Here is a 22,580-nt window from a genome sequence, read left to right on the forward strand (position 1 = left end):
CATGTCGGTTGTACTCGATACACCTGTCGCCGTAAGGCGCACCGCAATGGACCTGCTCGCACGACGCGAGCACGGTCGTGTCGAGCTGACGCGCAAACTGCGTCAGCGCGGCGCAACTCCTGAACTCATCGAACCTGCTCTCGACCGCCTTGTTGAAGAAGGGCTGTTGTCAGAAGCGCGCTACCTCGAAAGTTTCGTCTCTTACCGTGCACGCTCGGGCTATGGTCCTGCGCGTATTCGCGAGGAGCTGAATCAGCGTGGATTGCAACGCGCGGAAATCGAACAGGCGATTCGGGAGTGTGGTTTTGATTGGCAGGAAAAGCTGCATGAAATCTGGCAGCGCAAGTTCGCCGGGCAGTTGCCCGCAGATGCGCGGGAACGTGCCAGACAAGGTCGTTTCTTGAGCTACCGTGGTTATCCAATGGATATGATTGGCCGCCTGCTGAGCGGTCGTGGCGAGGACGACTGATCCTCAGGATTCTCGGGTTTTCAGCTTTGCTGTCGGTTGAACCCAGTTTTCCGACAGGTTGATGTAGTCGACCAATTCCCGCAGCCGCCCTTGATTACGTCCACTGAAACTAAACACCAAGCGCGTCAGATGGCTGAAATCAGCCTCGTGTTCTTCACCCTGATAAGCATGTTGCTGAAAGTCTTCTGCCAGACGCAGGTCGGCGAATGCCTCTTGCATATGCGCAATGGCTTGCTCGGTGAGCGGGTGATGCATGCGCAGGATGAACTTGTTCTTCAGCCAGCGGCTTGAATGGAAGTTGCTGTAGAACTGATCGATTTCCTCGACTGCTTCTTCGGCGCTGTAGACCAGGCGCAGTAGCTTCATGTCATTTGGCAGAATGTAGTGATTTTCTTCCAGCTGACTTTTGATGAAGTCCAGCGCGCTCTGCCAGAAGCTTCCTCCTGGCACGTCCAGTAGCACGATAGGCACCAGTGGACTTTTGCCGGTCTGAATCAGTGTCAGTACTTCCAGAGCTTCATCAAGCGTGCCGAAACCACCTGGGCAAAGCACCAGCGCATCGGCTTCTTTGACAAAGAACAGCTTGCGGGTGAAGAAGAAGTGGAAGGGCAGCAGGTTGCCTGTGCCCTCGACCGTGGCGTTAGCGTGCTGTTCGAACGGCAAAGTGATGTTGAAGCCCAGGCTGTGATTCAGCCCGGCGCCTTCATGGGCTGCGGCCATGATGCCGCCGCCCGCGCCGGTGATGACCATCAGATCCGCTTTGGCCAGCAATGCGCCAAGCTCCTTGGCCAGCGCATACAGTGGATGTTCAACGGGGGTGCGGGCGGAGCCGAAGACCGTCACCTTGCGGCGCCCGCGGAACTGCTCAAGCGCTCGAAAGGCATTGTCCAGTTCGCGCAAGGCTTGCAGGGTGATTTTTGCGTTCCAGCGATTGCGATCGTCCTGGGCCATGCGCAATACGGTCAGCATCATGTCGCGATAGAGCGGAAGGTTTGGACTGTTGGGGGCTACCAGATTGATCTGTTCTTCGATCTTGCTGGTGAGGTCTTTACCGTTACTTTGAAAGTGGCTGCTCAGCAGGTCATTAGGGACATAAGGCATTAAGGGCTTCTCCGTGCGCGAAATCATCGCTCCAGCTCGCACCGTCGTCTGAAGCGTGACGCTTATTCCAATTCGATAATGTGCCTAGCCTGCATGGAACTGGCAACGTTTGTTTATGGCATTAAATTTCCGCTGTTCAAGCTAGTGGGAAATAGAGGGTACACAGAGCACTGGCAGGCAGTGACGGCGAATCGGTAGGAGCTGCTGAAGGCTGCGAATATCTGCGCGTCGGAAATAACGCTGTCGCAGCCTGTAGAGAACGATGTCTGTAGGAGCAGCCACTCGCTCCAACATTATTAAAACCAATGTTTTCGCAGGCACCATCGCAAACCCGATGCCAACGCGGTGCTGTGGGAGCCGGGCTTGCCCGCGATGCGGGCACCTCGGTGTGTCAGTTGAATCGAGTCGCCCTTATCGCGGGCAAGCCCAGCTCCCACATGGCAGCTCCTCAGGACGAGGTCTGGTGCGTTCTTACTTCTTGACCGAACAGTCGCTGGCCTTGAAGACCTGACTGGTTACCGGACGATTAGTCTTGTACTCGGTGAACTGATACTTGAGTACTGCTCCCTTGCTCATCAGTTGGCGGTAGCCATTGTTGTGGCAAACGCTGTTGCCCAACTGGTTGCGTACCGCGTCAGGATTGGCACGCATCTGCTGGGCCTGGCCCGCGCGAACGCTCAAGTGGTTGATCAACTGATTGCCCTCAACCGTGTAACCCTGATCAAGAATGTCCTCGTTGATGGCCCTCGGTGTGCCGACGCTGCTTTCCTTCGCAACTTTTTCAAGCATTTTGCTCAGTTCGAAATCCTGCTTCGACGCCGCCTGGGCGCAGAACGGAACAGCGAGCAGCAACATGAGGGTAGGGACGGTAAGGCGCAGCATTAAATTCTCCTGATTCAGTGACTGGCCCGTTGGACCGGTGACTTGCAAGTATGTTCAGCAGGCAGCAGGGCTGGATGTGCATGAACGATTGCGAAGTATAAGGATGACGCGCATTGAAAGCGATTCGTCCATCGACAGCGCGGGCCGGACAGGACGTGGCTCTGTTAAACTGCGCAGACTTTTCAGCCCGCCGAGTTATCGCAGTGTTCACGCTTCCCTTTCATCGACGCATGCCATTATGAGTCACGCCGTTTCTCGCCTGCGCGATCGCCGTCTGGCGCAGAGTACCAAGCCGTTTATTGCACGTGGGTCGCGCGCGCCACGCTGCAATCAGTGTCGAGTGATCCCCGAGTACTGCCTGTGTGGGTGGAAGCCAAATGTGGCGACCAATTCGGCCATGTGTCTGCTTATGTACGACACTGAGCCACTTAAGCCGACCAATACCGGCTGGCTGATTGCGGACGTTGTCGATGACACTCATGCATTTGGCTGGTCACGCATAGAGGTCGATGAGCAGTTGCTGGCATTGCTGGATGACCCGCAATGGCAGCCCTATATTGTTTTCCCGGGCGAGTTTGTGGCTCCGCAACGAGTGGTCAACCAGGTCATTCCGGAAGAGGGCAAGCGTCCGCTCTTCATCTTGCTGGATGCGACCTGGCCCGAAGCGCGCAAGATGTTTCGCAAAAGCCCGTACCTGGAACGGTTTCCAGTGCTCAGCCTTGAGCCGGAACAGATGTCCCGCTATCGCCTGCGCCGCTCGAAGCGTGATGATCATTTTTGCACGGCGGAAGTCGCTGCATTGTGTCTGGAACTGGCCGGTGATACGCAAGCCAGCGGGGTGCTTGATGCTTATCTGGATGTGTTTACTGCTCACTATCTGGGCGCGAAGTATCAGAAAAGCATTGATTCGGATGATGTCTCTCACACCCATCTGAAGGCTTTTCTCTGAGTTGATATTGCGCCTTCGCGAGTGAGGCGCAGATGTGTGCGAAATAACCTCTGTTTGCTGCCGGGTTAATGCTTGACCACCCCGGTTTCGCTGGGCATGCTGGCGCCGCATAAAGGCTCGGACGGTTGTTTTTCGCAGACTGAGGTTCGCGCTGCGTATTGATGCGACACGTGTTTGCTGGCATTTGCCAATGCCTTGCTGGGCGCTGAATGGATCGGCGCCCACTTATAAGTACAGGACCACCCCATGACTTACGAAATCCTGATTGCCGATGACCATCCGCTGTTCCGCAGCGCGTTGCATCAGGCATTGAGCCTTGGCCTCGGTCCTGATGTGAGACTCGTGGAGGCGGAGAGCATTGCCCAGCTTGAAGCGCGTCTGGATGAGAAGTCTGACTGGGATCTGGTCCTGCTGGACTTGAATATGCCGGGTGCTTATGGCTTTTCCGGTCTGGTCCTGCTGCGTGGCCAGTATCCGCAGATTCCGGTGGTGATGGTGTCGGCGCAGGAAGAGGCCGCTATCGTTGTCAGGTCCCGAGAGTTTGGTGCCAGTGGCTTCATCCCCAAGTCCAGTCCGTTGGAGACCATTCAGCAGGCCGTGCGCAAGGTACTGGAAGGTGATGTCTGGTGGCCGCCGCAGGCTAACGAAGCCGTGAGTGTTTCTGATGAAGCCAAAGCCGCCAGCGCGGGTCTGGCAAGTCTCACGCCTCAGCAGTTCCGGGTATTGACCATGGTCTGTGAAGGATTGCTGAACAAGCAGATTGCCTATGAGCTGACTGTGTCCGAGGCAACGATCAAGGCCCATGTCACGGCGATATTTCGCAAGCTGGGTGTGCGGACACGAACTCAGGCTGCGCTGCTTCTGCAACAGCTGGAATCGATTTCTCCAAACGGATAACTCTGGACCACCCAACGTTCACAATTTTTTGATCTGTCCTGAATTAGTTTCCATCATCTTTTTGCACAGCAGCCTATCTATGTCTCCTTTCAAAGGCCAAACGGGCCTGAAACGTATCCTGAATGCCGCCGGTTATTCTTTCGATGGTCTGTCTGCCGCTTTCAAGGGTGAAGCCGCTTTCAGGCAATTGGTGCTTCTCAACGTAGTGCTGGTGCCACTGGCTTTTATCGTCGATGTGAGCAAGGGCGAGCGCGCGTTATTGATCGCGGTGTGCCTGCTGGCATTGATCGTAGAACTGCTCAATTCGGCGGTTGAAGCGGCCATCGATCGCATTTCCCTGGATTTGCATCCTCTTTCGAAAAACGCCAAAGACATGGGCAGCGCTGCCCAGATGGTCTCGTTGACCATGATCGCTGCTGTATGGCTGTTGATCCTGTTCGGCTGAATCACCTAGTACATGCTTGGCAGCACGATTTCATCGCTGCGCTGGACGCCTTCAGTCAACGAGCGGCACAGGTCGAGAAACTCGCGCATGGCAGAGGTCTGATACTTCTGCTTGTGCCAGATGAAATAGAACTCTCTGGAAAGATCCAGCTCCGGCGTTTCAACTGCCACCAGGCTGCCGCGTCGAATCGCATCCCGCAGCGCCAGTCGCGATATGCAGCCGATCCCCAGGCCTGATTCGACGGCACGTTTGATGGCCTCGGTATGCTCAAGCTCCAGGCGTACATTCAGTGCATTGCGATGATGACGCATCGCCTGATCGAACGTAAGGCGGGTTCCTGAGCCCTGTTCACGCAGGATCCAGGCTTCCTGGGTCAGTTCGTCGAGGCTGGCATGTCCGCGTTTGGCCAGTGGGTGCTGAGGGGCGCAGAAAACGACCAGTTCGTCTTCGACCCAGCGTTGCACTTCAATGTCAGCGTGCGTGCAATCGCCTTCAATCAGACCCAGGTCAATTTCGTAGTGTGCGACCTGCTGCACGATGTGGGCGGTGTTCTGTACATGCAGCTTGACCTGGCTCTCCGGGTGACGCTGCATGAAACTGCCGATCAACAGCGTTGCCAGGTAATTACCAATGGTGAGTGTTGCGCCCACTGCCAGTGAGCCGAAACCGGATTTGCCATTGAGCAAGTCCTCGATCTCTTTGGCCTGATCCAGCAGGGCAACCGCTTGGGGCAGTAACTGGCGGCCTGTGGCATTCAGGCTCAGGCGTTTACCCGCCCGGTCGAACAACTGGCAGCTGGACTGTCGCTCCAGTTCGGTGATGGAGGTACTGGCGGCCGATTGGGACAGCGATAGCAGGATCGCCGCCCGGGAAACGCTTTCCTGTTGGGCGACGGCTACAAAAACCTGAAGTTGACGTAAAGTAAATCGCATATCTATATAACCGATAACCTATATCTTAATAATTCAGTTAACAGATATTGTGCTTCCCACTAGAATATCGCGCAATAGCGTTCCTACCCGGCGCAAGCGAATCTCAGGAGTTTTCACGTAAATGAGCAACATGAACCACGAGCGTGTTCTAAGCGTCCACCACTGGAACGACACACTCTTCAGTTTCAAGTGCACCCGCGATCCAGGTCTGCGTTTCGAGAACGGTCAGTTCGTCATGATCGGTCTGCAGCAGCCAAACGGGCGCCCGCTCATGCGTGCCTATTCGATCGCCAGCCCCAACTGGGAAGAGCATCTCGAATTCTTCAGTATTAAAGTGCCTGATGGCCCCCTGACTTCGCAATTGCAACACTTGAAGGAAGGCGATGAGATCATCATCAGCAAAAAGCCTACAGGCACGCTGGTACTCGACGACCTCAAGCCGGGCAAGCATCTTTATCTGCTGAGCACGGGTACCGGTCTGGCGCCGTTCATGAGTGTTATTCAAGACCCTGAAACCTATGAGCGTTTTGAAAAAGTCATTCTGTGCCACGGTGTACGCTATGTGAATGAGGTCGCTTATCGCGAATTCATCACCGAACACCTGCCACAGAACGAGTTCTTCGGCGACGCGCTGCGCGACAAGCTCATCTATTACCCGACCGTTACTCGCGAGCCTTTCGAGAACGAAGGTCGTCTGACTGATCTGATGCGTAGCGGCAAGTTGTTCAGCGATATTGGTCTGCCACCGATCAACCCTCAGGACGACCGCGCCATGTTGTGCGGTAGCCCAAGCATGCTCGACGAAACCAGTGAAGTGCTCAACAGCTTCGGTCTGACGGTTTCTCCGCGTATGCGTGAGCCAGGCGACTATCTGATCGAGCGTGCATTCGTCGAGAAGTAAGGGCCGAAATTACGGGGTGGGGTGTGTTCGCACACTCCGCTGATGTGACAAAAAAACCGCCTGGGGGTCACGGACCGGGCGGTTTTTTTGTGGGCGTAGATAAGTGATCTGATCAGGAGCTCGCCAGCACCACTTCGAGCACCTTGATGACACCAGGCTCGGGATAGTGCCAGCGTACGTCCAGATCCCAGAACTGCGCACCGTAGCGGCGTTCCGGTGTCGGTGTCTGGTAGGCCGGGCGTGGGTCTTGCGCCAGGCATTGCTCAATCAGTTCGATCAGAGGTTCATTCAGGCGCATGCCGTGCTCATGAGCCTGCTTCAAGGCTGACTCATCCCAACCCACAGGGATGAGGTCTGGTGCGGCACTGGCCATGTTATTGAAGGCGGTCGACACGTTGTCGGCGTAAGGCACATAGGGCTTGATGTCCAGCACCGGCGTGCCGTCCAGCAAGTCTATGCCCGATAAGTACAGGCGTCCGGCTTCAACCTTGTCCAGCTTGACTACAGACTGGCCGATCCCGTTAGGACGATGCGTGGCGCGGGTCGCAAACACGCCCATCGATTGATTACCGCCCAGCCTGGGGGGGCGTACTTTCAGGCGTGGCTTTTCTTCCAGCGCCAGATGAAAGAGGAATAGCAACCAGACATGACTGACCTGCTCCAGGCCTTGTACCGCATCCCCCTGATCGAACGGCGCTACCAGTTCCAGCACACCGCGCGCCGCCGGGGCCAGTTGTGGCTGGCGCGGTATGGCGAACTTCTCCTTGAAGCAGGAGCGGACAAAGCCGATGGGGGAGACGGTGTAGGAGTCAGTCATGGATGAGCGGAATCAGGCATCCGGTAGGAGCGAACTTGTTCGCGAGGCGCTGTATCGCATAACACCGCCTCGCGAACAAGTTCGCTCCTACCGGGTGCATATACTGACTCAGAGTCAATACGGTCAAGGGCGAACCCGCAGGGTCAAACCCTTGAGGAAGTTACGCAGCAACTGGTCGCCACACGTGCGGTAGTTGCTGTGGCCGAACTTGCGGAACAGGGCACTCAGCTCAGGCTTGGAGACCGGGAACTCAACCGATTTGAGGATCGCATGCATGTCCTCTTCCTTCAGTTCGAAGGCTACGCGCAGCTTCTTCAAAACGGTGTTGTTGGTGACCGGCAGTTCGACAGGCTGCGGCGCGCGGCTGTCGTCCTTGCCACGCTTGAAGATCACCAGGCCATCAAGGAAGTGCGCCATGATTTCATCGCTGCAATTCAGATAGCCTTCTTCATCGTCCTTCTTGGTAAAAGCGATAACGTCTGCTTTGGAGACTTCAAAACCGCCGAGCCTGGTGATGTCGACGATTTTGCCGTCGCTGATATCAAGCATGTAGCGCACGCTGCGCAGTACGTCGTTGTTCATCATGATTGGGTAAATCCTGGTAAGGCTGGGGTCACGCTGCAGGAAAGGATCCAGCAGCATTGAACTGAATCAGAACTTCTCTTTGGAAGTCATGTAGCGCCATTGGCCTTCGGGCAACTTGCCCATGGACACGCCGCCGATGCGGATGCGACGGACTGAAACGATCTTCAGGCCAACGGCTTCACACATCTGGGCGATGACGCCGGGTTGAGGGTTTTTCATCGCAAAGCGCAGACGGTTCTCGCTCTGCCAGCTGGCTTTGACCTTGGGCAATTCCGTGCCTTTGTAAGTCATGCCGTGATTGAGCCGGTTGAGGCCGTGAGCAACCATCTCGCCGGAAATTTCCACCACGTACTCTTGTTCGATCTTGCTGCGATCATCCGTGAGCTTGCGCAGGATCTTCCAGTCCTGGCTGAACACCATCAGGCCGCTGGCATTGGCCTGCAGCGTCGAGATGGGTTCAAGGCGCAGAAAGTGTCCTTTGAGTGGACGTTTGCCAAAGCTGTGCTCTTCCGAAAGGCTGCCAGGCGTGATCAATGCCAGTGCATCGGCTTCGCTCAGAGCGGCCGGTTTATGGAAGATGATGGTGACAGGCTCTGGTGCATCGGCCTTGGCTTCGCGATCAAGCACAACCGTTTCGGTATCGACCTTGAAATGCGGTTCATCGATGACTTTACCGTCCACGGTGACCCAGCCGCCTTCGATATACAGCTCAGCCTCCCTGCGGGAGCAGCCGGTCAGCTCGATCAGGCGTTTGGAGAGGCGGATGGGTTCTGACATGACAAAAGCCGTTACTTGAGAGAAAGGCCGACATTGTACCCGTGCCCGCCCGGTTAATCGCGGCAACATTGCAAATGGTGTGTAATCGGGTCGCTGCCTTCATAGCTGAAGCCACTTCCATCAAACAAAATACTGAATGCATTCTTGTAGGGGCTGCCGAAGGCTGCGATTGCATTTCCCCCTGATACACCGCAATCGTAGCCTTCGGCAGCTCCTACGGGTGGGGTCCTGGTTATCAAAATCGCTGCTCCAGTCTCATCCGCAACATTGGATACGGCTGCCCAAGCCCGTCGACTTCCGAACGGCTGATCACTTCAAAACCCTGCTTGAGGTAAAACTCCAGCGCTTGCGGGTTCTGTTCGTTGACGTCCAGCTCGCGGGTCCTGAAGTGTTTGATGCTGTAATCCAGTAGCTGTTTGCCCAGCCCTTGGCCGCGATGATCGGCGTCGATGAACAGCATCTCCAGCTTGCCGATGCTGACCCCGGCGAAGCCCGTGATATTCAGGTGCGAATCCCGGGTGCAGAACAGCGTCACGGTATCCAGATAATGGGTCAACAGCAGCTCCTTAAGCTGCGCGATATAAGCATCGGGCAAAAAGTCATGCGTCGCGCGGACAGCGCTTTCCCAGACTTGAATCAACTGCGGATAGTCATTTTTATCAGCCGTGGAAATCACCGGATGTTGCATGGGGGGGTGGCTCCATTGAAGGTCGCTTTATGTTCCTGACACGTCGCCAAGGCGCTGCGTTGTTTCGTGGCAAACATGGACCTGTAGGAGTGAGCTTGCTCGCGATTTAGACCTGCTGAGAATTAGCGTCTGGCCTGACGCTATCGCGAGCAAGCTCACTCCTACAGGTCCAATATCTGCCGCGAGACAGCGTGGTGTCAGGGACACGGGGGCGATTTTCTACAGAAAATGCATTTCACTTAAAGGATTACAGCTGTTCGATTGGCGGCAGTGCATACGGACTAGCTTAGCCCTTCGAAGCCAAAAAAAGCCCCGCCGTTTGAAGGGCGGGGCTTTTTTATGGCGTCAGATCAAGCAAGCGTCAGAGCGTTTCGGCCCAGAGGTCGTACTCATCGGCGTCGGTGACGCGGCACATGACCTTGTCGCCAGGCTTCAAGGTGCTGTTGTCATCCAGAGCGATGAACACATTGCCGTCGATTTCCGGAGCATCGAAGAAGCAGCGGCCTACAGCGCCTTGCTCGTCGACTTCGTCAATCAGCACTTCGATTTCCCGGCCGATTTTCATCTGCAGGCGGGCAGCGCTGATGGCTTGCTGGTGAGCCATGAAACGGTCCCAACGGTCCTGTTTGACGTCGTCTGGCACGATCGCCGCGTCCAGCAGGTTGGCCGGTGCGCCTTCAACCGGCGAGTACTGGAAGCAGCCGACGCGGTCGAGTTGCGCTTCAGTCAGCCAGTCCAGCAGGTACTGGAAGTCTTCCTCTGTTTCGCCAGGGAAGCCGACGATGAAGGTCGAACGGATGATCAGGTCCGGGCATTGCTCACGCCAGTTCTTGATACGGGCCAGGGTCTTGTCTTCGAAGGCCGGACGCTTCATCAGCTTGAGCACTTTCGGGCTGGCGTGCTGGAACGGGATGTCCAGGTACGGCAGGATTTTCCCGGCGGCCATCAGCGGGATCAGCTCATCAACGTGCGGGTACGGGTAAACATAGTGCAGGCGGACCCATACACCCATTGAGCTCAGTGCCTGACACAGCTCGGTCATGCGCGTCTTGACCGGGGCACCGTTCCAGAAACCGGTGCGGTACTTGACGTCGACGCCGTAGGCGCTGGTGTCCTGAGAGATCACGAGCAGTTCTTTTACGCCAGCCTTGACCAAGCGCTGGGCTTCGTCGAGTACATCGCCTACCGGGCGGCTGACCAGTTTGCCGCGCATCGACGGGATGATGCAGAAGCTGCAGCTGTGATTGCAGCCTTCGGAAATCTTCAGGTACGCGTAGTGGCGTGGGGTCAGTTTGACGCCCTGAGGGGGGACCAGGTCGATCAGCGGGTTGTGGTCCAGTTTCGGCGGCGCTGCGTCATGAACGGCGTTGACCACTTGCTCATATTGCTGCGGGCCGGTAACGGACAACACGCTTGGGTGAACGTCCCGGATAACGCTTTCATCAACGCCCATGCAGCCGGTGACGATGACCTTGCCGTTTTCTTTGATGGCGTCGCCAATCACTTCCAGCGATTCGGCCTTGGCGGCATCGATGAAACCACAGGTATTGACCACAACGACGTCGGCGTCCTGATAAGTCGGTACGACTTCGTAGCCTTCCATGCGCAGCTGGGTAAGGATGCGCTCGGAGTCGACCAAGGCTTTTGGGCAACCCAGACTTACAAACCCGACCTTCGGGGCGGATGGCGTGGTGACGGTGGACATTGACTAACCTCGGCGGAGATGTGGGCTTCGGCATATGGCCGAGGCAACAGCTGGGCGCTGGTATCCGGAACCGGATTCGTGCGCCTCTGATCAAAAAGTGCGCAATTCTAGCGATCAGCCCGGCGATTGACCAGCGTTATGCAGAGAATTACGACGAGTGCTGCGCTATGCTTCGCGTCGTTACGAAATATGTCGGTTTTTCCGATGTCGGTCGCACGCATTAAGTATTGGCGACTCAAAGCACTATCGCGTGTTGTTACAGTTAAAGCCTCGGTTTCCGGAGTGGTAAATGAGTCAAGCAAGCAGTCAGGCTGATACCGGGCATCCAGTGTCAAAACCACTCGCGCTATTGATGGCGGCGGTGGGCGTGGTTTATGGCGATATCGGCACCAGTCCGCTGTACACCCTCAAGGAAGTGTTCCAGGGCGGATATGGCGTGGACGTCACTCATGACGCCGTGCTTGGCATTCTGTCGCTGATCTTCTGGTCGCTGATCTGGGTCGTCTCCTTCAAATACATGGTCTTCATCCTGCGCGCCGACAACCAAGGGGAGGGCGGCATTATGGCGCTCACCGCACTGGCTCGGCGGGCCACGATCAAGTATCCGAAACTGCAGATGACCATGGTGGTTTTCGGTTTGTTTGGAGCTGCGCTGTTTTATGGCGACAGCATGATCACTCCGGCGATTTCCGTGCTGTCTGCGATGGAAGGGCTTGAGCTGGCCTTTGACGGCATCGAGCATTGGGTTGTGCCGATGGCACTGGTGGTGCTGGTCGCGCTGTTCCTGATCCAGCGTCATGGCACCGCGCGTATTGGCGTGCTGTTCGGTCCGGTGATGGTGACCTGGTTTGTGGTGCTCGGGCTCTTGGGCATCAACGGCATCGTGCATCAGCCTGAAGTGCTGCAGGCAATGAACCCGGTATGGGCGGTGCGCTTCTTTATCATTCATCCCGGTATTGGCGTCGCGATCCTTGGCGCTGTAGTGCTGGCGTTGACCGGTGCCGAAGCGTTGTACGCGGATATGGGGCATTTTGGTCGCAAGCCGATTGCCCGGGCATGGTTCGCGCTGGTCCTTCCTGCACTGGTCCTCAACTACTTCGGTCAGGGCGCGCTGGTTCTGGAGAATCCAGAGGCTGCGCGTAACCCGTTTTATCTGCTGGCGCCCGGCTGGGCTTTGCTGCCGCTGATCGGCTTGTCGACCCTGGCGACGGTGATTGCCTCTCAGGCGGTGATTTCCGGGGCGTTCTCCATGACGCTGCAGGCCATTCAGCTCGGCTACATCCCGCGCATGTACATTCAGCACACGTCCAGTGACGCGCAAGGCCAGATCTATATTGGTGCGGTGAACTGGTCGTTGATGGTGGGGGTAATTCTCCTGGTGCTGGGCTTCGAGTCCTCGGGCGCGCTGGCTTCGGCTTATGGTGTCGCAGTCACCGGGACGATGTTCTGTACCACCATTCTGGTTTCGTCCGTGATGCTGCTGCTCTGGAAGTGGCCTGCCGTTCTAGCGGTGCCGCTTTTGTTGGCGCTGCTGTTCGTGGACAGCCTGTTTTTTGCTGCCAACGTTCCGAAAGTGATTCAGGGAGGCGCGTTTCCGGTCATTGCCGGGGTGGTGCTGTTTATTCTGATGACCACCTGGAAACGCGGCAAGCAATTGCTGGTTGACCGCATCGACGAAGGCGGGCTGCCACTGCCGATTTTTATCAGCAGTATTCGTGTCCAGCCACCTCATCGGGTGCAAGGGACAGCGGTGTTTCTGACTGCCCGCAGCGATGCAGTGCCTCATGCCCTGTTGCACAACATGCTGCACAACCAGGTGCTGCATGAGCAGGTGGTGCTGTTGACGGTTGTCTATGAAGACACTCCAAGGGTTCCGGCGCAGCAGCGTTTTGAGGTTGAAGCCTATGGGGAAGGCTTCTATCGCGTGATCCTGCATTTCGGTTTCATTGATGAGCCGGATGTACCTGCCGCGCTCGGCCTTTGTCATCTGGATGAGCTGGATTTCAGCCCGATGCGTACGACTTATTTCCTGAGTCGTGAGACGGTGATCCCGTCAAAAATGGTCGGTATGGCCCGATGGCGCGAAGCGCTGTTTGCTTTCATGCTGAAGAATGCCAACGGCAATCTGCGCTTCTTCAAGTTGCCCTTTAACCGGGTGATCGAGTTGGGGACGCAGGTCGAGATGTAGTTTGGCGGCACGCACCGCACATGTGTCCCTCTGTTGGAGCGAGGCTTGCCCGCGAAGAGCGTTAACGCGGTGGGTCTGATACACCGAGTCGACGGGTTCGCGGGCAAGCCTCGCGCCAACAGGGATGCGGGTCTACATGGACAAACTCCACAACAAAAAATCCCCGCAGCCTCACAGCTGACGGGGATTTTTTTGTACTACCGTAAATCAGCTTACTGCGCTGTAGCCTTGCCTTGACGCTTATTGATGAAAGCAATCAAGCGCTTGGCCAGCGCCGGGTAGTTTTCGTCGAAGTGGTGACCACCCGGCAATTGCAACTTCTCGCCGACAGCGGTGGTGTCGGTGCAGCCGCTTTCCTTGGTCTCTTCGACGCCATAGACGCACAGTACTTTTTCACCGGGCAATTTAGCCATTTCCGGACCGGTTTGCAGATCCTTGCCCGCGGCGCCTAGCCAGCCGTCAACGCGGATTTCGAAGCTGCCCGTACGAGCGAAGGCCAGCAGGATCATGCCGTCAACGCGCTCCTGATCCTCTTGTGGCAGGCGGTTGTAAACGGCAGGCAGGACGTCCGCGCCAAATGAGTAACCGGCGAGGATGAAGCGCTTGGCGCCCCATTTCTGCCGATAGTGCTGCATCAGTTCGGTCAGGTCAGCGGCTGTCTGCTCAGGAGATTTGTGTTCCCAGTAGTAACGCAGGACATCGATACCCACGACTGGATAGCCCATGCCAGCCATGTCCCCGGCAACGACTTTGTCCAGATCACGCCAGCCGCCATCACCGGACAGGAACAGCGTTACAGTGTCGGAGGGTTGCGCAGCAGGCACCTCTACGACAGGGATACCCAGACCGCCACCTTTGTCATCCTCGCCAACCAGTTTGCGGCGCAGCTCGCTGTTGAGGACCTGTGGCAGCTTGATGTCGTAGTCGCTGATGCTGGTGTCGGCGTTGGCTTGATCGCGCACGAACGCTGCAGGCTCGTCGTCTGGCGCGTCGTTCCACGCAACCATCCAGTGACCGTGCGGGGCGGTCTTGGGCAACGGCACATCACAGATAACCGGCGGCGTCTCATCGGGCTCTAGCGTCTTGACCGGTTGAGAAGGTACTTCCAGATAGAAGCCTACTGAAATTGCTTCCGCTTTGTCGTTGTTCTGCCCCGCGAGCCAGCGCCAGGCCAGGGTTGCCCCCGGGCCAATACCGGCTACGACTGTTGGCGCTTCATCGAGCTTGCCCAGAGCTTCATTGAAGGTCTTCTGCTGCAGGGTGCAGTTGTCCTTTGGCAATACAACCTGAATGATCCGGGCGGAAGCGTCCTGACTCAGGGCCTGCAATTGTTTGTCAGACAACAGGTCGTCGGCGGTCACGGCCAGCGCAACCCGAACTTTGGCCCGGTTGCCAGGCGTTACGCTGATCACCGCTGAACCGTCGCTCAATGCGGAGCGCTCCAGTGCTGCGGGGGGGGCGGGGCGGCTCCACAACCAGACCCCAAGAACCAGAACCAAAACAATCAGCAGTGCTGCGAGCAAAATGCGCCGGTAGCGTTGAATCATCAGCGTTTCACCAATCCAGTCAGGCCGCCCGCAATCAGGGCGGCGGTGTCAGCCAGTGCCACCAGCGGATCAAGTCCGGCGGGCACGGCCATATAACGAGGTTCCCAGTCAGGCTGGAATTTGTCTTTGAAGCGGCGCAAGCCCTGGAAGTTGTAGAGCTGTTCGCCACGACGGAACACCATGGAGCCCAGGCGCTGTGTCAGGGGCGCTCCCCGGCGTGGTTGCAGGCCCGATAGCGGCACCATGCCCAGGCTGAAGCGTTCGTAGCCGTGCTCTTTGTAATACAGAATCAGCCCGACCATCATGAACTCCATGGTCAGCTTCGGAGCATCAGGGTGAGCGCGCATCAGGTCCAGGCTGGCCAGATCATGACGCGATGTCTCAAGCAGGTTGGAGAACGCTACCGGCTTGCCTTCGAAGTGGATGATTGCGATGCGGAAATGTTTGAGGTACTCAGGGCTGAAGCGGCCCAGTGAGAAGCCTTTTTCGCGCACGTTTTTACCTGTCAGCCAGGCATCGGAAATGACTTTCAGTTCATCAAGCGGTGCCTGGCCTGCTTCATAGATTTCCAGCGACAAACCATCACGTCCACCCCGGTTCCAGGTGTAGCGCAGGTCTTTCATCTCCTTGCCTTTGGCTTCGATGTCGAAGCGCCGCAGGTTGACCCGCGCCTCTTCACCCAGCTTGATAGCAGTCAGGCCGATGTCCATGTAGAACGGCAGATTTTCCGCGCGGACCTGATAGAACACAGGGCGGGCGTGGTGCACGTCACACAGGTCGCGGAATTGCCAGATCAACTCGGCGCGCTGCTGAGTCGGGCCGATCGGGTCATAAAGGGCAACGAGGCTGCGGCCGCGATGGGCGTACATCAGAAAGGCGTTGCCCTCGGGATGCAGTAGAACGGCTTTATCGCCGGTCAGCACCAGTCCGCCATCAGGCTGTGACGATGCATTGAGGATCTCGGCGGCTTTGGCCAGCTCTGAGGCGTCCGGGAGTTTGATCACCGGTCGTGCGGTGCGCAGCAGCCAGGTCAGCGAAACGATGACCAGCAAAACAGCGCTGCCTAGCGCTGAGCGAAGCCCGCGAGGTGCATCCGCGTCCAGCGTGAATTGCCACCACAGTTGATGGCTATAGGGCACGTCCTGGTAGGCGAACAGCAGGAGCCAGAACGATGCCCCCAGTACGCAGAGTGTCGCCACCAGATACAGCGGCGAGAATGGCAGTTCCAGCAGGCGACTTGGCCGGTAGAACGAGCGGCGGAAAATGGCCAGCAGCGCCGCAGTCAGGATCAGTAAAGTGGCTTCTTCATAGTCGAAGCCTTTAAGCATCGACAGTGCGGCGCCTGCCAATAGCAGAATGACCGTCAGCATCCATGCGGCCGAGAGGCGGCGTCGCAGCCCTTGAGCCAGCAGCAGACACAGAACGCCAATAAGGCTGGCGCCAAAGTGTGAAAGGTTGATCAGGCGGTGGGGGATGAGAAAGCCCAGATCCTCAAGGCGGGTGTCGATTTCGGGCGTCGCACCGGAAAACAACAGCACAACGCCGGAAAGGAACACCAGCAGCGCGAGGATCGGTGCGGCGAGACCGGATGCAACGCGCATCGCCTGTTTGGTCGGTAGCAGGCGCTGACCTTCTGTGAACAGAAGCACCAGACACGCCAACAACAGCGGCAGGACGACGTAAATCATCCGGTACAGCAGCAATGCGGCAGCCAGCGGCGCCGCGCCCAGTTCGTTAGCGAAGGCTGCGAGCAGGATCGCCTCGAAAACGCCCACGCCGCCCGGTACATGGCTAAGCACACCTGCGGCCAGTGCCAGCAGGTAAATCAGCATGAAGGCCCCGAATGGTGGCGATTGTGGCAGCAGTAGATAGAGGACAGTGGCGGCCGCTGCGACATCCAGTGCAGTGATCACCAGTTGCATCAGCGTCAGGCGCACGCCAGGCAGGCGCAGGGTGCGGCGTCCGGCACGCACCAGCAGGGTATGGGGGATCGTCTGCTCTGGTAGTCGGCGGCGATAAACTGCAATGGCCAGCACGGCCGTCAGCACTAGAACGCCGATTGCAATCGCTGCCAGCAGGTCTACAGGTGTATGTAGCGCAAGGGATGCTCCGGACAGGTTGCTAAGAGTCGCCAATGCTGCCAGTGGTGGCAGTGCGCAGCCGAGCGACAAGCTGGCGAACAGCGTCATACGGGCAACTTCTACCGCGCCGATGCCTTTGCGAGAGTACAGTCGATAGCGCACCGAGCCGCCGGACAGCATTGACAGGCCTACAGCGTTACCAATAGCGAATGCTGTAAAGCCGCCAAGTGCGAGGGTTTTGTTAGGCAGATTAACGCCTGCGTAACGGCTGGCGGAAAACTCATAGCCGAGCAGAATGACGAAGCCGATTGCTGTTGCGAGCAGGGCGCCCGCCAAAGACGGCCCCGGTACGCTCAGCAGTGAGTCTTGCAGTGCATAGAGATCGAGCTCGCTCAACATATGTCGGCAAGCGATCAAGGCCACGGCGAATAGCAAAAGCGTGACGCCCAGCCCGATTGGCTGGCGGTATTTACTCAACAGCTCCAGCCACTGGAGGCGAGCAGGTTGGATAGGTTGATTCGCCGTAACTGCTTCGTTCGGTTCTGACGGGTTAGCGCGCATCAATCACTCCTTGGATCGTGCGCGACAGAATGGAGGTATACAGCCAAGTTACCAATCCCTACGCAAAAAATATTTCGAGATGTTAGCGCGTCATCGTCTAACGAGCGAATGTAGCCTGTGCGTTCATGGAGCTGTTCAGCAACAGTTCAGCTATTAAACAGCTATCGGCAGACGGCTGTAAAACTGTCGGGTTTTGTAATATTACGTTACAAGGAGGGCGTTCGGTGGGGCGGGGTGGACGGAAATTGCTTTCTGCGCCAGAGGCTTGCGTTACTTTTCAGGCGCGCACAAAAAAGGCCACTCTTTCGAGTAGCCTTTTTCGATGTTTGGTTGCGGGAGCCGGATTTGAACCGACGACCTTCGGGTTATGAGCCCGACGAGCTACCAGACTGCTCCATCCCGCGTCTGTGTGGCGGCATTCTACAGCCGAACGGCGAGGTGTCAACCATTAATGTGAAAAGTCGACAAATCAGGTCGATTTGTGTGGTTGGAGGTTTAAGTCCCGGACCTGCAAAGAGTTTTGGTGGTGCTTGCCGACAGCTGTGCAAGACGAGTCGTGAAGGGTGGGGCTAATCCGCAAGGCTGCCCCTATTTCTGTAGGAGTTGCCGAATGCTGCAATCGCGGTGCGCCAGGATGAATGCTTCGCAGCCTTCGGCAGCTCCTACAGATGGTCGTATTTTCTGCTCAAACGACAGGCACAAAAAAGGCCACTCTTTCGAGTAGCCTTTTTTGATGTTTGGTTGCGGGAGCCGGATTTGAACCGACGACCTTCGGGTTATGAGCCCGACGAGCTACCAGACTGCTCCATCCCGCGTCTGTGTGGCGGCATTCTACAGAGGATCGCAGGGGTGTCAATTGTTAATTCAAAAAAATTGCTTTTCCTTCAATTGGTTAGCGTAGGTTGTTGACCGTGCGGACAGGCTGTAAGCACTGCCAGGCGGGGCTGTCAGCCAATATCCAGGGTCATTCTGAAGAGGGTTTGCGTCAGTTTTCCGTTAGACCGGCACATCACCAGATGTCACATGTCGACACGAGTGAGATACTGGCCGACCACGTCTCTCGCAAAACTCTTACATGACGCAGCGAAAAATCATCCATGTTGACTGTGACTGCTTCTATGCAGCCATCGAAATGCGCGATGACCCTCGGTTGGCCAATAAGCCGCTGGCCGTGGGGGGCTCTGCGGACAAGCGAGGCGTCATTGCAACCTGCAACTATGAGGCAAGGGCTTACGGCGTGCGTTCGGCGATGTCTTCGCGGCATGCCTTGAAGCTTTGTCCGGACTTGACCATCGTCAAGCCGAGAATGGAGGCCTATAAGGAAGCATCCAAAGAAATCCAGACCATCTTTCGTGATTACACCGACCTTATCGAGCCCTTGTCGCTGGATGAGGCTTACCTGGATGTGTCCGATGCGGGCCATTTTTCCGGCAGCGCAACGCGTATCGCGCAGGATATTCGGCGGCGGGTGTCCAACCAACTGCATATCACGGTCTCGGCTGGCGTCGCGCCGAATAAGTTTCTGGCCAAAATCGCCAGCGACTGGAAGAAACCCAATGGCCTGTTTGTGATCACTCCGGATCAGGTCGAGGATTTTGTCGCGCAATTACCCGTCAGTAAGCTACACGGCGTTGGCAAAGTGACCGCCGACAAACTGGGTCGATTGGGGATTATCAGTTGTACCGATTTGCGCGACTGGAAAAAGCTGGCACTGGTGCGAGAGTTTGGCTCGTTCGGCGAGCGTTTGTGGGGGTTGGCTCGTGGGATTGATGAGCGGCCCGTGCAAAACGACAGCAGGCGTCAGTCGGTGAGCGTGGAAAATACGTACCACACGGATCTTCCTGATTTGGCCAGTTGCCTGGAAAAACTTCCGGAGCTGCTGGAAACACTGAACGGGCGAATAGAGCGGATGGAGGGGCAATACCGACCTGGCAAACCGTTTGTGAAGGTGAAGTTTCACGATTTCACCCAGACGACACTTGAGCAGGCAGGGATTGGTCGGGATCTGGACAGCTTCGAGCATCTGCTGACGCAGGCATTTGCCCGGGGCGGCAAGCCGGTCCGTTTGCTGGGGATTGGTGTGCGTCTGCATGATTTGCGAAAAGCACATGAGCAGTTGGAACTGTTTGCGCGCTGACTGCGCCTTATCGCGAAGCAAACAGGTTACTCGTAGGAGCTGCCGAAGGCTGCGAAGGCGTTGTGTCAGGATAAATGCTTCGCAGCCTTCGGCAGCTCCTACAGAAAAACAGAGCGTTTCAGGTCACTTTTCAGCGCCTGGATCCGCTACCAGTCGACCCGCATCCTTGGCCAGTGCTTTCAAAAATTCCTGCTGCAGTTGCGGATCGTCACGGGTCATCTCGATCAGGCTTTGTTCGAGATCGCTGGCTTCCTCTTCCAGGCCGAGATCCGAAAGGCGTTTGACCCGATAGACCCACTGACTGACTTCGTCATCTTCCAGGTCGTCATAAATAAGTCCGTGGGCTTCAATCAATTTACCGCGCAGTGTCCGACTGACCGCCAGGTCTGCGTTGGCGTGGGTATTGTCCTGCTCGTCTTCAACGCTCAGATACAGGCGCGTGACATGGCTCAGGTCCTGTTCGGCGAAGGGACTGTCCAGCAGGCTCAGGCGTAATACGCCGTTGCGATCAGTCGTGAGTTCGTGGCTCTGGGAACCCGCCTTGACCAACACCGGGCGTTCACTCCATGGGAGCGTCGAGTTTTCGATTCTTTTATCCCGCTGGACTTCGTTGATCCCGGCCAGGTTTTGTTGGGCGCGACCGTGGGACGGGGCGTTCATGAAGGGGTTCAGTCCGGCAACGCCGTAGTTGATCCAATCCTTGGTCACGCTATCCGGTAGACGGCCCAGTGCAAAGACGTTGACGACGTTTGCGCCAACACCCGCAACGACCGCCACTGCGCCGAGGGGGATCTCGTAGATTTCCCGCCATGGCTGATAGGGGGTGTATCGATCGTAAAGACGGGTTACTTCAAATTCGGTGACCTCAAAGGTCCTGTGTTCGTGAATACGCACACGTCGTTGTGGTAGCTCAAGGGTCTTGGGCTCACCAAGGTCGATCTGAACGTTGTGCGAGAGCAATTTGCGCTCGACACGTTCTTCGTGCTCGCTGCGTTGCGACAGTTGATTGGCGCAGCCGCTGACCAGGGATACGCAAAGAATCACGCAGCCTAGGTTAAGGGGGGATCGCTTGAACATGAGATCTCTTGCGAATTAAGGCAGGTGATGACTGAAACGATGGCGCTCACCTTTAGGTGAGCGCCATCAAGACTCAGCGACGAACGCGGCCCTGAATGAAGGACAGTACCTCGGCAACCGGCAAGGCCTGGGCTTCGGACTCGGTCCGGCTCTTGTATTCCAGATTGCCTTCGGCCAGACCGCGATCGCTGACCACGATGCGATGCGGGATGCCGATGAGCTCCATGTCCGCGAACTTGTTGCCCGGACTGGTTTTCTTGTCACGGTCATCGAGCAGCACTTCGTAGCCCGCAGCGGTCAGATCGGCATACAGTTTATCGGTCGCTTCGCGGACTGCTTCGGTTTCGTAACGCAGTGGTACCAGCGCTATCTGGAAGGGTGCCAGGGTGTCATTCCAGATAATGCCGTTCTCGTCACTGTTCTGCTCGATGGCAGCAGCAACCACACGGGATACGCCGATGCCGTAGCAACCCATGGACAGGTTGACCGGTTTGCCGTTTTCGCCCAGTACCTGACACTTCATGGCTTCGCTGTACTTGGTGCCCAGCTGGAAGATGTGGCCGACCTCGATACCGCGTTTGATTTCGAGGGTGCCTTTACCATCCGGGCTAGGGTCGCCAGCAACGACGTTACGCAAATCGGCGACGGCCGGAACCGGCAGGTCGCGTTCCCAGTTGACGCCGAAGTAGTGCTTGTCATCGATGTTTGCACCAATGGCAAAGTCGCTCATCAGTTCAACGGAGCGGTCGATGATGCAAGGCAGCGGTAGATTCAGCGGGCCCAGCGAGCCAGCACCGGCACCAATAGCAGCGCGCAGTTCGGCTTCGGAGGCCATGACCAGCGGGCTTGCGACCTGCTCGAGTTTGGCGGCTTTGATTTCGTTCAGTTCGTGGTCGCCACGAATGATCAGGGCAATCAGCTTGCCTTCTTCTGCGGCGTGGACCACCAGGGTCTTGATGGTCTTTTCGATCGGCAGGTTGAAGCCTTCTACCAGTTGCGCAATGGTCTTGGCATCCGGTGTATCGATCAGGCGCAGCTCTTCAGTTGCAGCGCCACGGCTGGTTTCGCGTGGGACAGCCTCGGCTTTCTCGATGTTCGCGGCGTAATCGGAGCCATCGCTGAACACGATATCGTCTTCGCCGGACTCGGCCAGTACGTGGAACTCGTGGGAGCCTGCACCACCGATCGAGCCGTTATCAGCCTCGACCGGGCGGAATTTCAGGCCCAGACGCGAGAACACATTGCAGTACGCCAGGTGCATACGGTCGTAGGTGACCTGCAGCGAGGCATGATCAGCGTGGAACGAGTAGGCGTCTTTCATGACGAACTCGCGGCCGCGCATCAAGCCGAAGCGCGGACGGATCTCGTCACGGAATTTGGTCTGGATCTGGTACAGATTGATTGGCAGCTGTTTATAGCTGTTGAGCTCATTGCGGGCCAGATCGGTGATGACTTCTTCATGGGTTGGGCCCAGGCAGAAGTCACGGTTGTGCCGGTCGGTCAGGCGCATCAGTTCAGGGCCGTACTGTTCCCAGCGGCCAGATTCCTGCCACAGCTCTGCCGGCTGAATGCCCGGCATCAATACTTCCAGTGCGCCAGCAGCGTCCATTTCTTCACGAACGATGACTTCGACCTTGCGCAATACACGCAAGCCCATGGGGAGCCAGGTGTACAGGCCGGAAGCGAGTTTGCGAATCATGCCGGCACGCAGCATCAGCTGGTGACTGACCACGACCGCATCGGAAGGGGTTTCTTTCTGTGTGGCGAGCAAAAATTGACTGGTGCGCATGGTAGGCCGTTGTCGGTTGCTGAGACTGGAAATGACTGGGCATTGTACGGGC

The 22,580-nt window shown here is 56.9% G+C and carries 19 protein-coding genes and 2 tRNA genes; 7 read left to right on the forward strand and 14 right to left on the reverse strand.

The annotated features are described in order from the left end of the window. Position 1: 1 nt before the first annotated feature. Positions 2-469, forward strand: coding sequence for a recombination regulator RecX (gene recX, locus ACYASS_RS11435; protein WP_243247945.1), 468 nt, complete (start codon positions 2-4; stop codon positions 467-469). 3 nt (positions 470-472) lie between these two features. Here the strand turns inward: recX and ACYASS_RS11440 are convergent, their stop codons facing one another. Both ACYASS_RS11440 and ACYASS_RS11445 read right to left on the reverse strand, forming a co-directional pair. Then, complete coding sequence (locus ACYASS_RS11440; protein ID WP_463586190.1) at positions 473-1,570, reverse strand: LOG family protein; 1,098 nt, start codon at positions 1,568-1,570, stop codon at positions 473-475. A gap of 471 nt (positions 1,571-2,041) precedes the next feature. After that, on the reverse strand, positions 2,042-2,452 hold the full coding sequence (locus ACYASS_RS11445; protein ID WP_243247943.1) for a quorum-sensing-regulated virulence factor family protein: 411 nt from the start codon (positions 2,450-2,452) through the stop codon (positions 2,042-2,044). A gap of 238 nt (positions 2,453-2,690) precedes the next feature. Between ACYASS_RS11445 and ACYASS_RS11450 the strand changes: the two genes are divergently transcribed. From ACYASS_RS11450 to ACYASS_RS11460, 3 genes are all read left to right on the forward strand, one after another. Next, complete coding sequence (locus tag ACYASS_RS11450) at positions 2,691-3,401, forward strand: tRNA-uridine aminocarboxypropyltransferase (RefSeq protein WP_243247942.1); 711 nt, start codon at positions 2,691-2,693, stop codon at positions 3,399-3,401. A 246-nt stretch (positions 3,402-3,647) separates the two neighbouring features. After that, positions 3,648-4,298 (forward strand): response regulator transcription factor ErdR, encoded by a 651-nt coding sequence (erdR, locus tag ACYASS_RS11455; protein WP_122665179.1) that lies wholly within the window; start codon positions 3,648-3,650, stop codon positions 4,296-4,298. A 79-nt stretch (positions 4,299-4,377) separates the two neighbouring features. Beyond that, positions 4,378-4,743, forward strand: coding sequence for a diacylglycerol kinase (locus tag ACYASS_RS11460; protein ID WP_243247941.1), 366 nt, complete (start codon positions 4,378-4,380; stop codon positions 4,741-4,743). Between the two features lie 5 nt (positions 4,744-4,748). On the opposite strand, the gene ACYASS_RS11465 is transcribed toward ACYASS_RS11460, so the two are convergent. After that, the gene (locus ACYASS_RS11465) at positions 4,749-5,675 is read right to left on the reverse strand and encodes a LysR family transcriptional regulator (RefSeq protein WP_122665177.1); all 927 of its coding nucleotides are present in this window, start codon (positions 5,673-5,675) and stop codon (positions 4,749-4,751) included. A 121-nt stretch (positions 5,676-5,796) separates the two neighbouring features. Here ACYASS_RS11465 and fpr point away from each other — a divergent pair, with 121 nt between their 5' ends. Continuing rightward, positions 5,797-6,576, forward strand: a complete 780-nt coding sequence (fpr, locus tag ACYASS_RS11470; RefSeq protein ID WP_122665176.1) for a ferredoxin-NADP reductase — start codon at positions 5,797-5,799, stop codon at positions 6,574-6,576. 112 nt (positions 6,577-6,688) lie between these two features. Here the strand turns inward: fpr and tsaA are convergent, their stop codons facing one another. The 5 genes from tsaA to rimO form a co-directional block, all read right to left on the reverse strand. Further along, positions 6,689-7,393 (reverse strand): tRNA (N6-threonylcarbamoyladenosine(37)-N6)-methyltransferase TrmO, encoded by a 705-nt coding sequence (gene tsaA, locus ACYASS_RS11475; RefSeq protein WP_463586191.1) that lies wholly within the window; start codon positions 7,391-7,393, stop codon positions 6,689-6,691. A gap of 123 nt (positions 7,394-7,516) precedes the next feature. Then, entirely contained in the window at positions 7,517-7,978 is a 462-nt protein-coding gene (locus tag ACYASS_RS11480; RefSeq protein WP_243247939.1) for a YehS family protein, read from the reverse strand. Between the two features lie 66 nt (positions 7,979-8,044). After that, positions 8,045-8,755, reverse strand: coding sequence for an rRNA pseudouridine synthase (locus tag ACYASS_RS11485; protein ID WP_463586192.1), 711 nt, complete (start codon positions 8,753-8,755; stop codon positions 8,045-8,047). Positions 8,756-8,990: 235 nt separating this feature from the next. Further along, entirely contained in the window at positions 8,991-9,443 is a 453-nt protein-coding gene (locus ACYASS_RS11490; RefSeq protein ID WP_463586193.1) for a GNAT family N-acetyltransferase, read from the reverse strand. A 361-nt stretch (positions 9,444-9,804) separates the two neighbouring features. After that, positions 9,805-11,148 (reverse strand): 30S ribosomal protein S12 methylthiotransferase RimO, encoded by a 1,344-nt coding sequence (gene rimO, locus ACYASS_RS11495; protein WP_463586194.1) that lies wholly within the window; start codon positions 11,146-11,148, stop codon positions 9,805-9,807. 289 nt (positions 11,149-11,437) lie between these two features. Here rimO and ACYASS_RS11500 point away from each other — a divergent pair, with 289 nt between their 5' ends. Beyond that, a complete protein-coding gene (locus ACYASS_RS11500; RefSeq protein ID WP_463586195.1) occupies positions 11,438-13,336 on the forward strand; it encodes a potassium transporter Kup in 1,899 nt (632 codons plus the stop codon). A gap of 212 nt (positions 13,337-13,548) precedes the next feature. Here ACYASS_RS11500 and ACYASS_RS11505 read toward each other — a convergent pair whose 3' ends face one another. From ACYASS_RS11505 to ACYASS_RS11520, 4 genes are all read right to left on the reverse strand, one after another. Continuing rightward, on the reverse strand, positions 13,549-14,883 hold the full coding sequence (locus ACYASS_RS11505) for a virulence factor family protein (RefSeq protein ID WP_463586196.1): 1,335 nt from the start codon (positions 14,881-14,883) through the stop codon (positions 13,549-13,551). Continuing rightward, entirely contained in the window at positions 14,883-17,525 is a 2,643-nt protein-coding gene (gene mprF, locus ACYASS_RS11510; RefSeq protein ID WP_463586197.1) for a bifunctional lysylphosphatidylglycerol flippase/synthetase MprF, read from the reverse strand. The genes ACYASS_RS11505 and mprF overlap by 1 nt, the downstream gene beginning before the upstream one ends. A gap of 327 nt (positions 17,526-17,852) precedes the next feature. Beyond that, positions 17,853-17,929: transfer RNA gene (locus ACYASS_RS11515), tRNA-Met, on the reverse strand. Positions 17,930-18,263: 334 nt separating this feature from the next. Further along, positions 18,264-18,340, reverse strand: a tRNA-Met gene (locus tag ACYASS_RS11520). 260 nt (positions 18,341-18,600) lie between these two features. Here ACYASS_RS11520 and dinB point away from each other — a divergent pair. Then, the gene (gene dinB, locus ACYASS_RS11525) at positions 18,601-19,662 is read left to right on the forward strand and encodes a DNA polymerase IV (protein ID WP_463586198.1); all 1,062 of its coding nucleotides are present in this window, start codon (positions 18,601-18,603) and stop codon (positions 19,660-19,662) included. A gap of 123 nt (positions 19,663-19,785) precedes the next feature. On the opposite strand, the gene ACYASS_RS11530 is transcribed toward dinB, so the two are convergent. Together ACYASS_RS11530 and ACYASS_RS11535 are read right to left on the reverse strand one after the other, a co-directional pair. Further along, the gene (locus ACYASS_RS11530) at positions 19,786-20,739 is read right to left on the reverse strand and encodes a hypothetical protein (RefSeq protein ID WP_463586199.1); all 954 of its coding nucleotides are present in this window, start codon (positions 20,737-20,739) and stop codon (positions 19,786-19,788) included. A gap of 73 nt (positions 20,740-20,812) precedes the next feature. Then, on the reverse strand, positions 20,813-22,528 hold the full coding sequence (locus tag ACYASS_RS11535; protein ID WP_463586200.1) for a proline--tRNA ligase: 1,716 nt from the start codon (positions 22,526-22,528) through the stop codon (positions 20,813-20,815). Positions 22,529-22,580 lie beyond the last annotated feature (52 nt).

Source organism: Pseudomonas sp. HP_14 (assembly GCF_055283875.1).

What these genes read in the sequence shown, in the direction of transcription:
- recX (WP_243247945.1), top strand. Translation starts at nt 2, where the DNA reads ATGTCGGTTGTACTCGATACACCTGTCGCCGTAAGGCGCACCGCAATG.
- ACYASS_RS11440 (WP_463586190.1), bottom strand. Translation starts at nt 1,570, where the DNA reads ATGCCTTATGTCCCTAATGACCTGCTGAGCAGCCACTTTCAAAGTAAC.
- ACYASS_RS11445 (WP_243247943.1), bottom strand. Translation starts at nt 2,452, where the DNA reads ATGCTGCGCCTTACCGTCCCTACCCTCATGTTGCTGCTCGCTGTTCCG.
- ACYASS_RS11450 (WP_243247942.1), top strand. Translation starts at nt 2,691, where the DNA reads ATGAGTCACGCCGTTTCTCGCCTGCGCGATCGCCGTCTGGCGCAGAGT.
- erdR (WP_122665179.1), top strand. Translation starts at nt 3,648, where the DNA reads ATGACTTACGAAATCCTGATTGCCGATGACCATCCGCTGTTCCGCAGC.
- ACYASS_RS11460 (WP_243247941.1), top strand. Translation starts at nt 4,378, where the DNA reads ATGTCTCCTTTCAAAGGCCAAACGGGCCTGAAACGTATCCTGAATGCC.
- ACYASS_RS11465 (WP_122665177.1), bottom strand. Translation starts at nt 5,675, where the DNA reads ATGCGATTTACTTTACGTCAACTTCAGGTTTTTGTAGCCGTCGCCCAA.
- fpr (WP_122665176.1), top strand. Translation starts at nt 5,797, where the DNA reads ATGAGCAACATGAACCACGAGCGTGTTCTAAGCGTCCACCACTGGAAC.
- tsaA (WP_463586191.1), bottom strand. Translation starts at nt 7,393, where the DNA reads ATGACTGACTCCTACACCGTCTCCCCCATCGGCTTTGTCCGCTCCTGC.
- ACYASS_RS11480 (WP_243247939.1), bottom strand. Translation starts at nt 7,978, where the DNA reads ATGATGAACAACGACGTACTGCGCAGCGTGCGCTACATGCTTGATATC.
- ACYASS_RS11485 (WP_463586192.1), bottom strand. Translation starts at nt 8,755, where the DNA reads ATGTCAGAACCCATCCGCCTCTCCAAACGCCTGATCGAGCTGACCGGC.
- ACYASS_RS11490 (WP_463586193.1), bottom strand. Translation starts at nt 9,443, where the DNA reads ATGCAACATCCGGTGATTTCCACGGCTGATAAAAATGACTATCCGCAG.
- rimO (WP_463586194.1), bottom strand. Translation starts at nt 11,148, where the DNA reads ATGTCCACCGTCACCACGCCATCCGCCCCGAAGGTCGGGTTTGTAAGT.
- ACYASS_RS11500 (WP_463586195.1), top strand. Translation starts at nt 11,438, where the DNA reads ATGAGTCAAGCAAGCAGTCAGGCTGATACCGGGCATCCAGTGTCAAAA.
- ACYASS_RS11505 (WP_463586196.1), bottom strand. Translation starts at nt 14,883, where the DNA reads ATGATTCAACGCTACCGGCGCATTTTGCTCGCAGCACTGCTGATTGTT.
- mprF (WP_463586197.1), bottom strand. Translation starts at nt 17,525, where the DNA reads ATGCGCGCTAACCCGTCAGAACCGAACGAAGCAGTTACGGCGAATCAA.
- dinB (WP_463586198.1), top strand. Translation starts at nt 18,601, where the DNA reads ATGACGCAGCGAAAAATCATCCATGTTGACTGTGACTGCTTCTATGCA.
- ACYASS_RS11530 (WP_463586199.1), bottom strand. Translation starts at nt 20,739, where the DNA reads ATGTTCAAGCGATCCCCCCTTAACCTAGGCTGCGTGATTCTTTGCGTA.
- ACYASS_RS11535 (WP_463586200.1), bottom strand. Translation starts at nt 22,528, where the DNA reads ATGCGCACCAGTCAATTTTTGCTCGCCACACAGAAAGAAACCCCTTCC.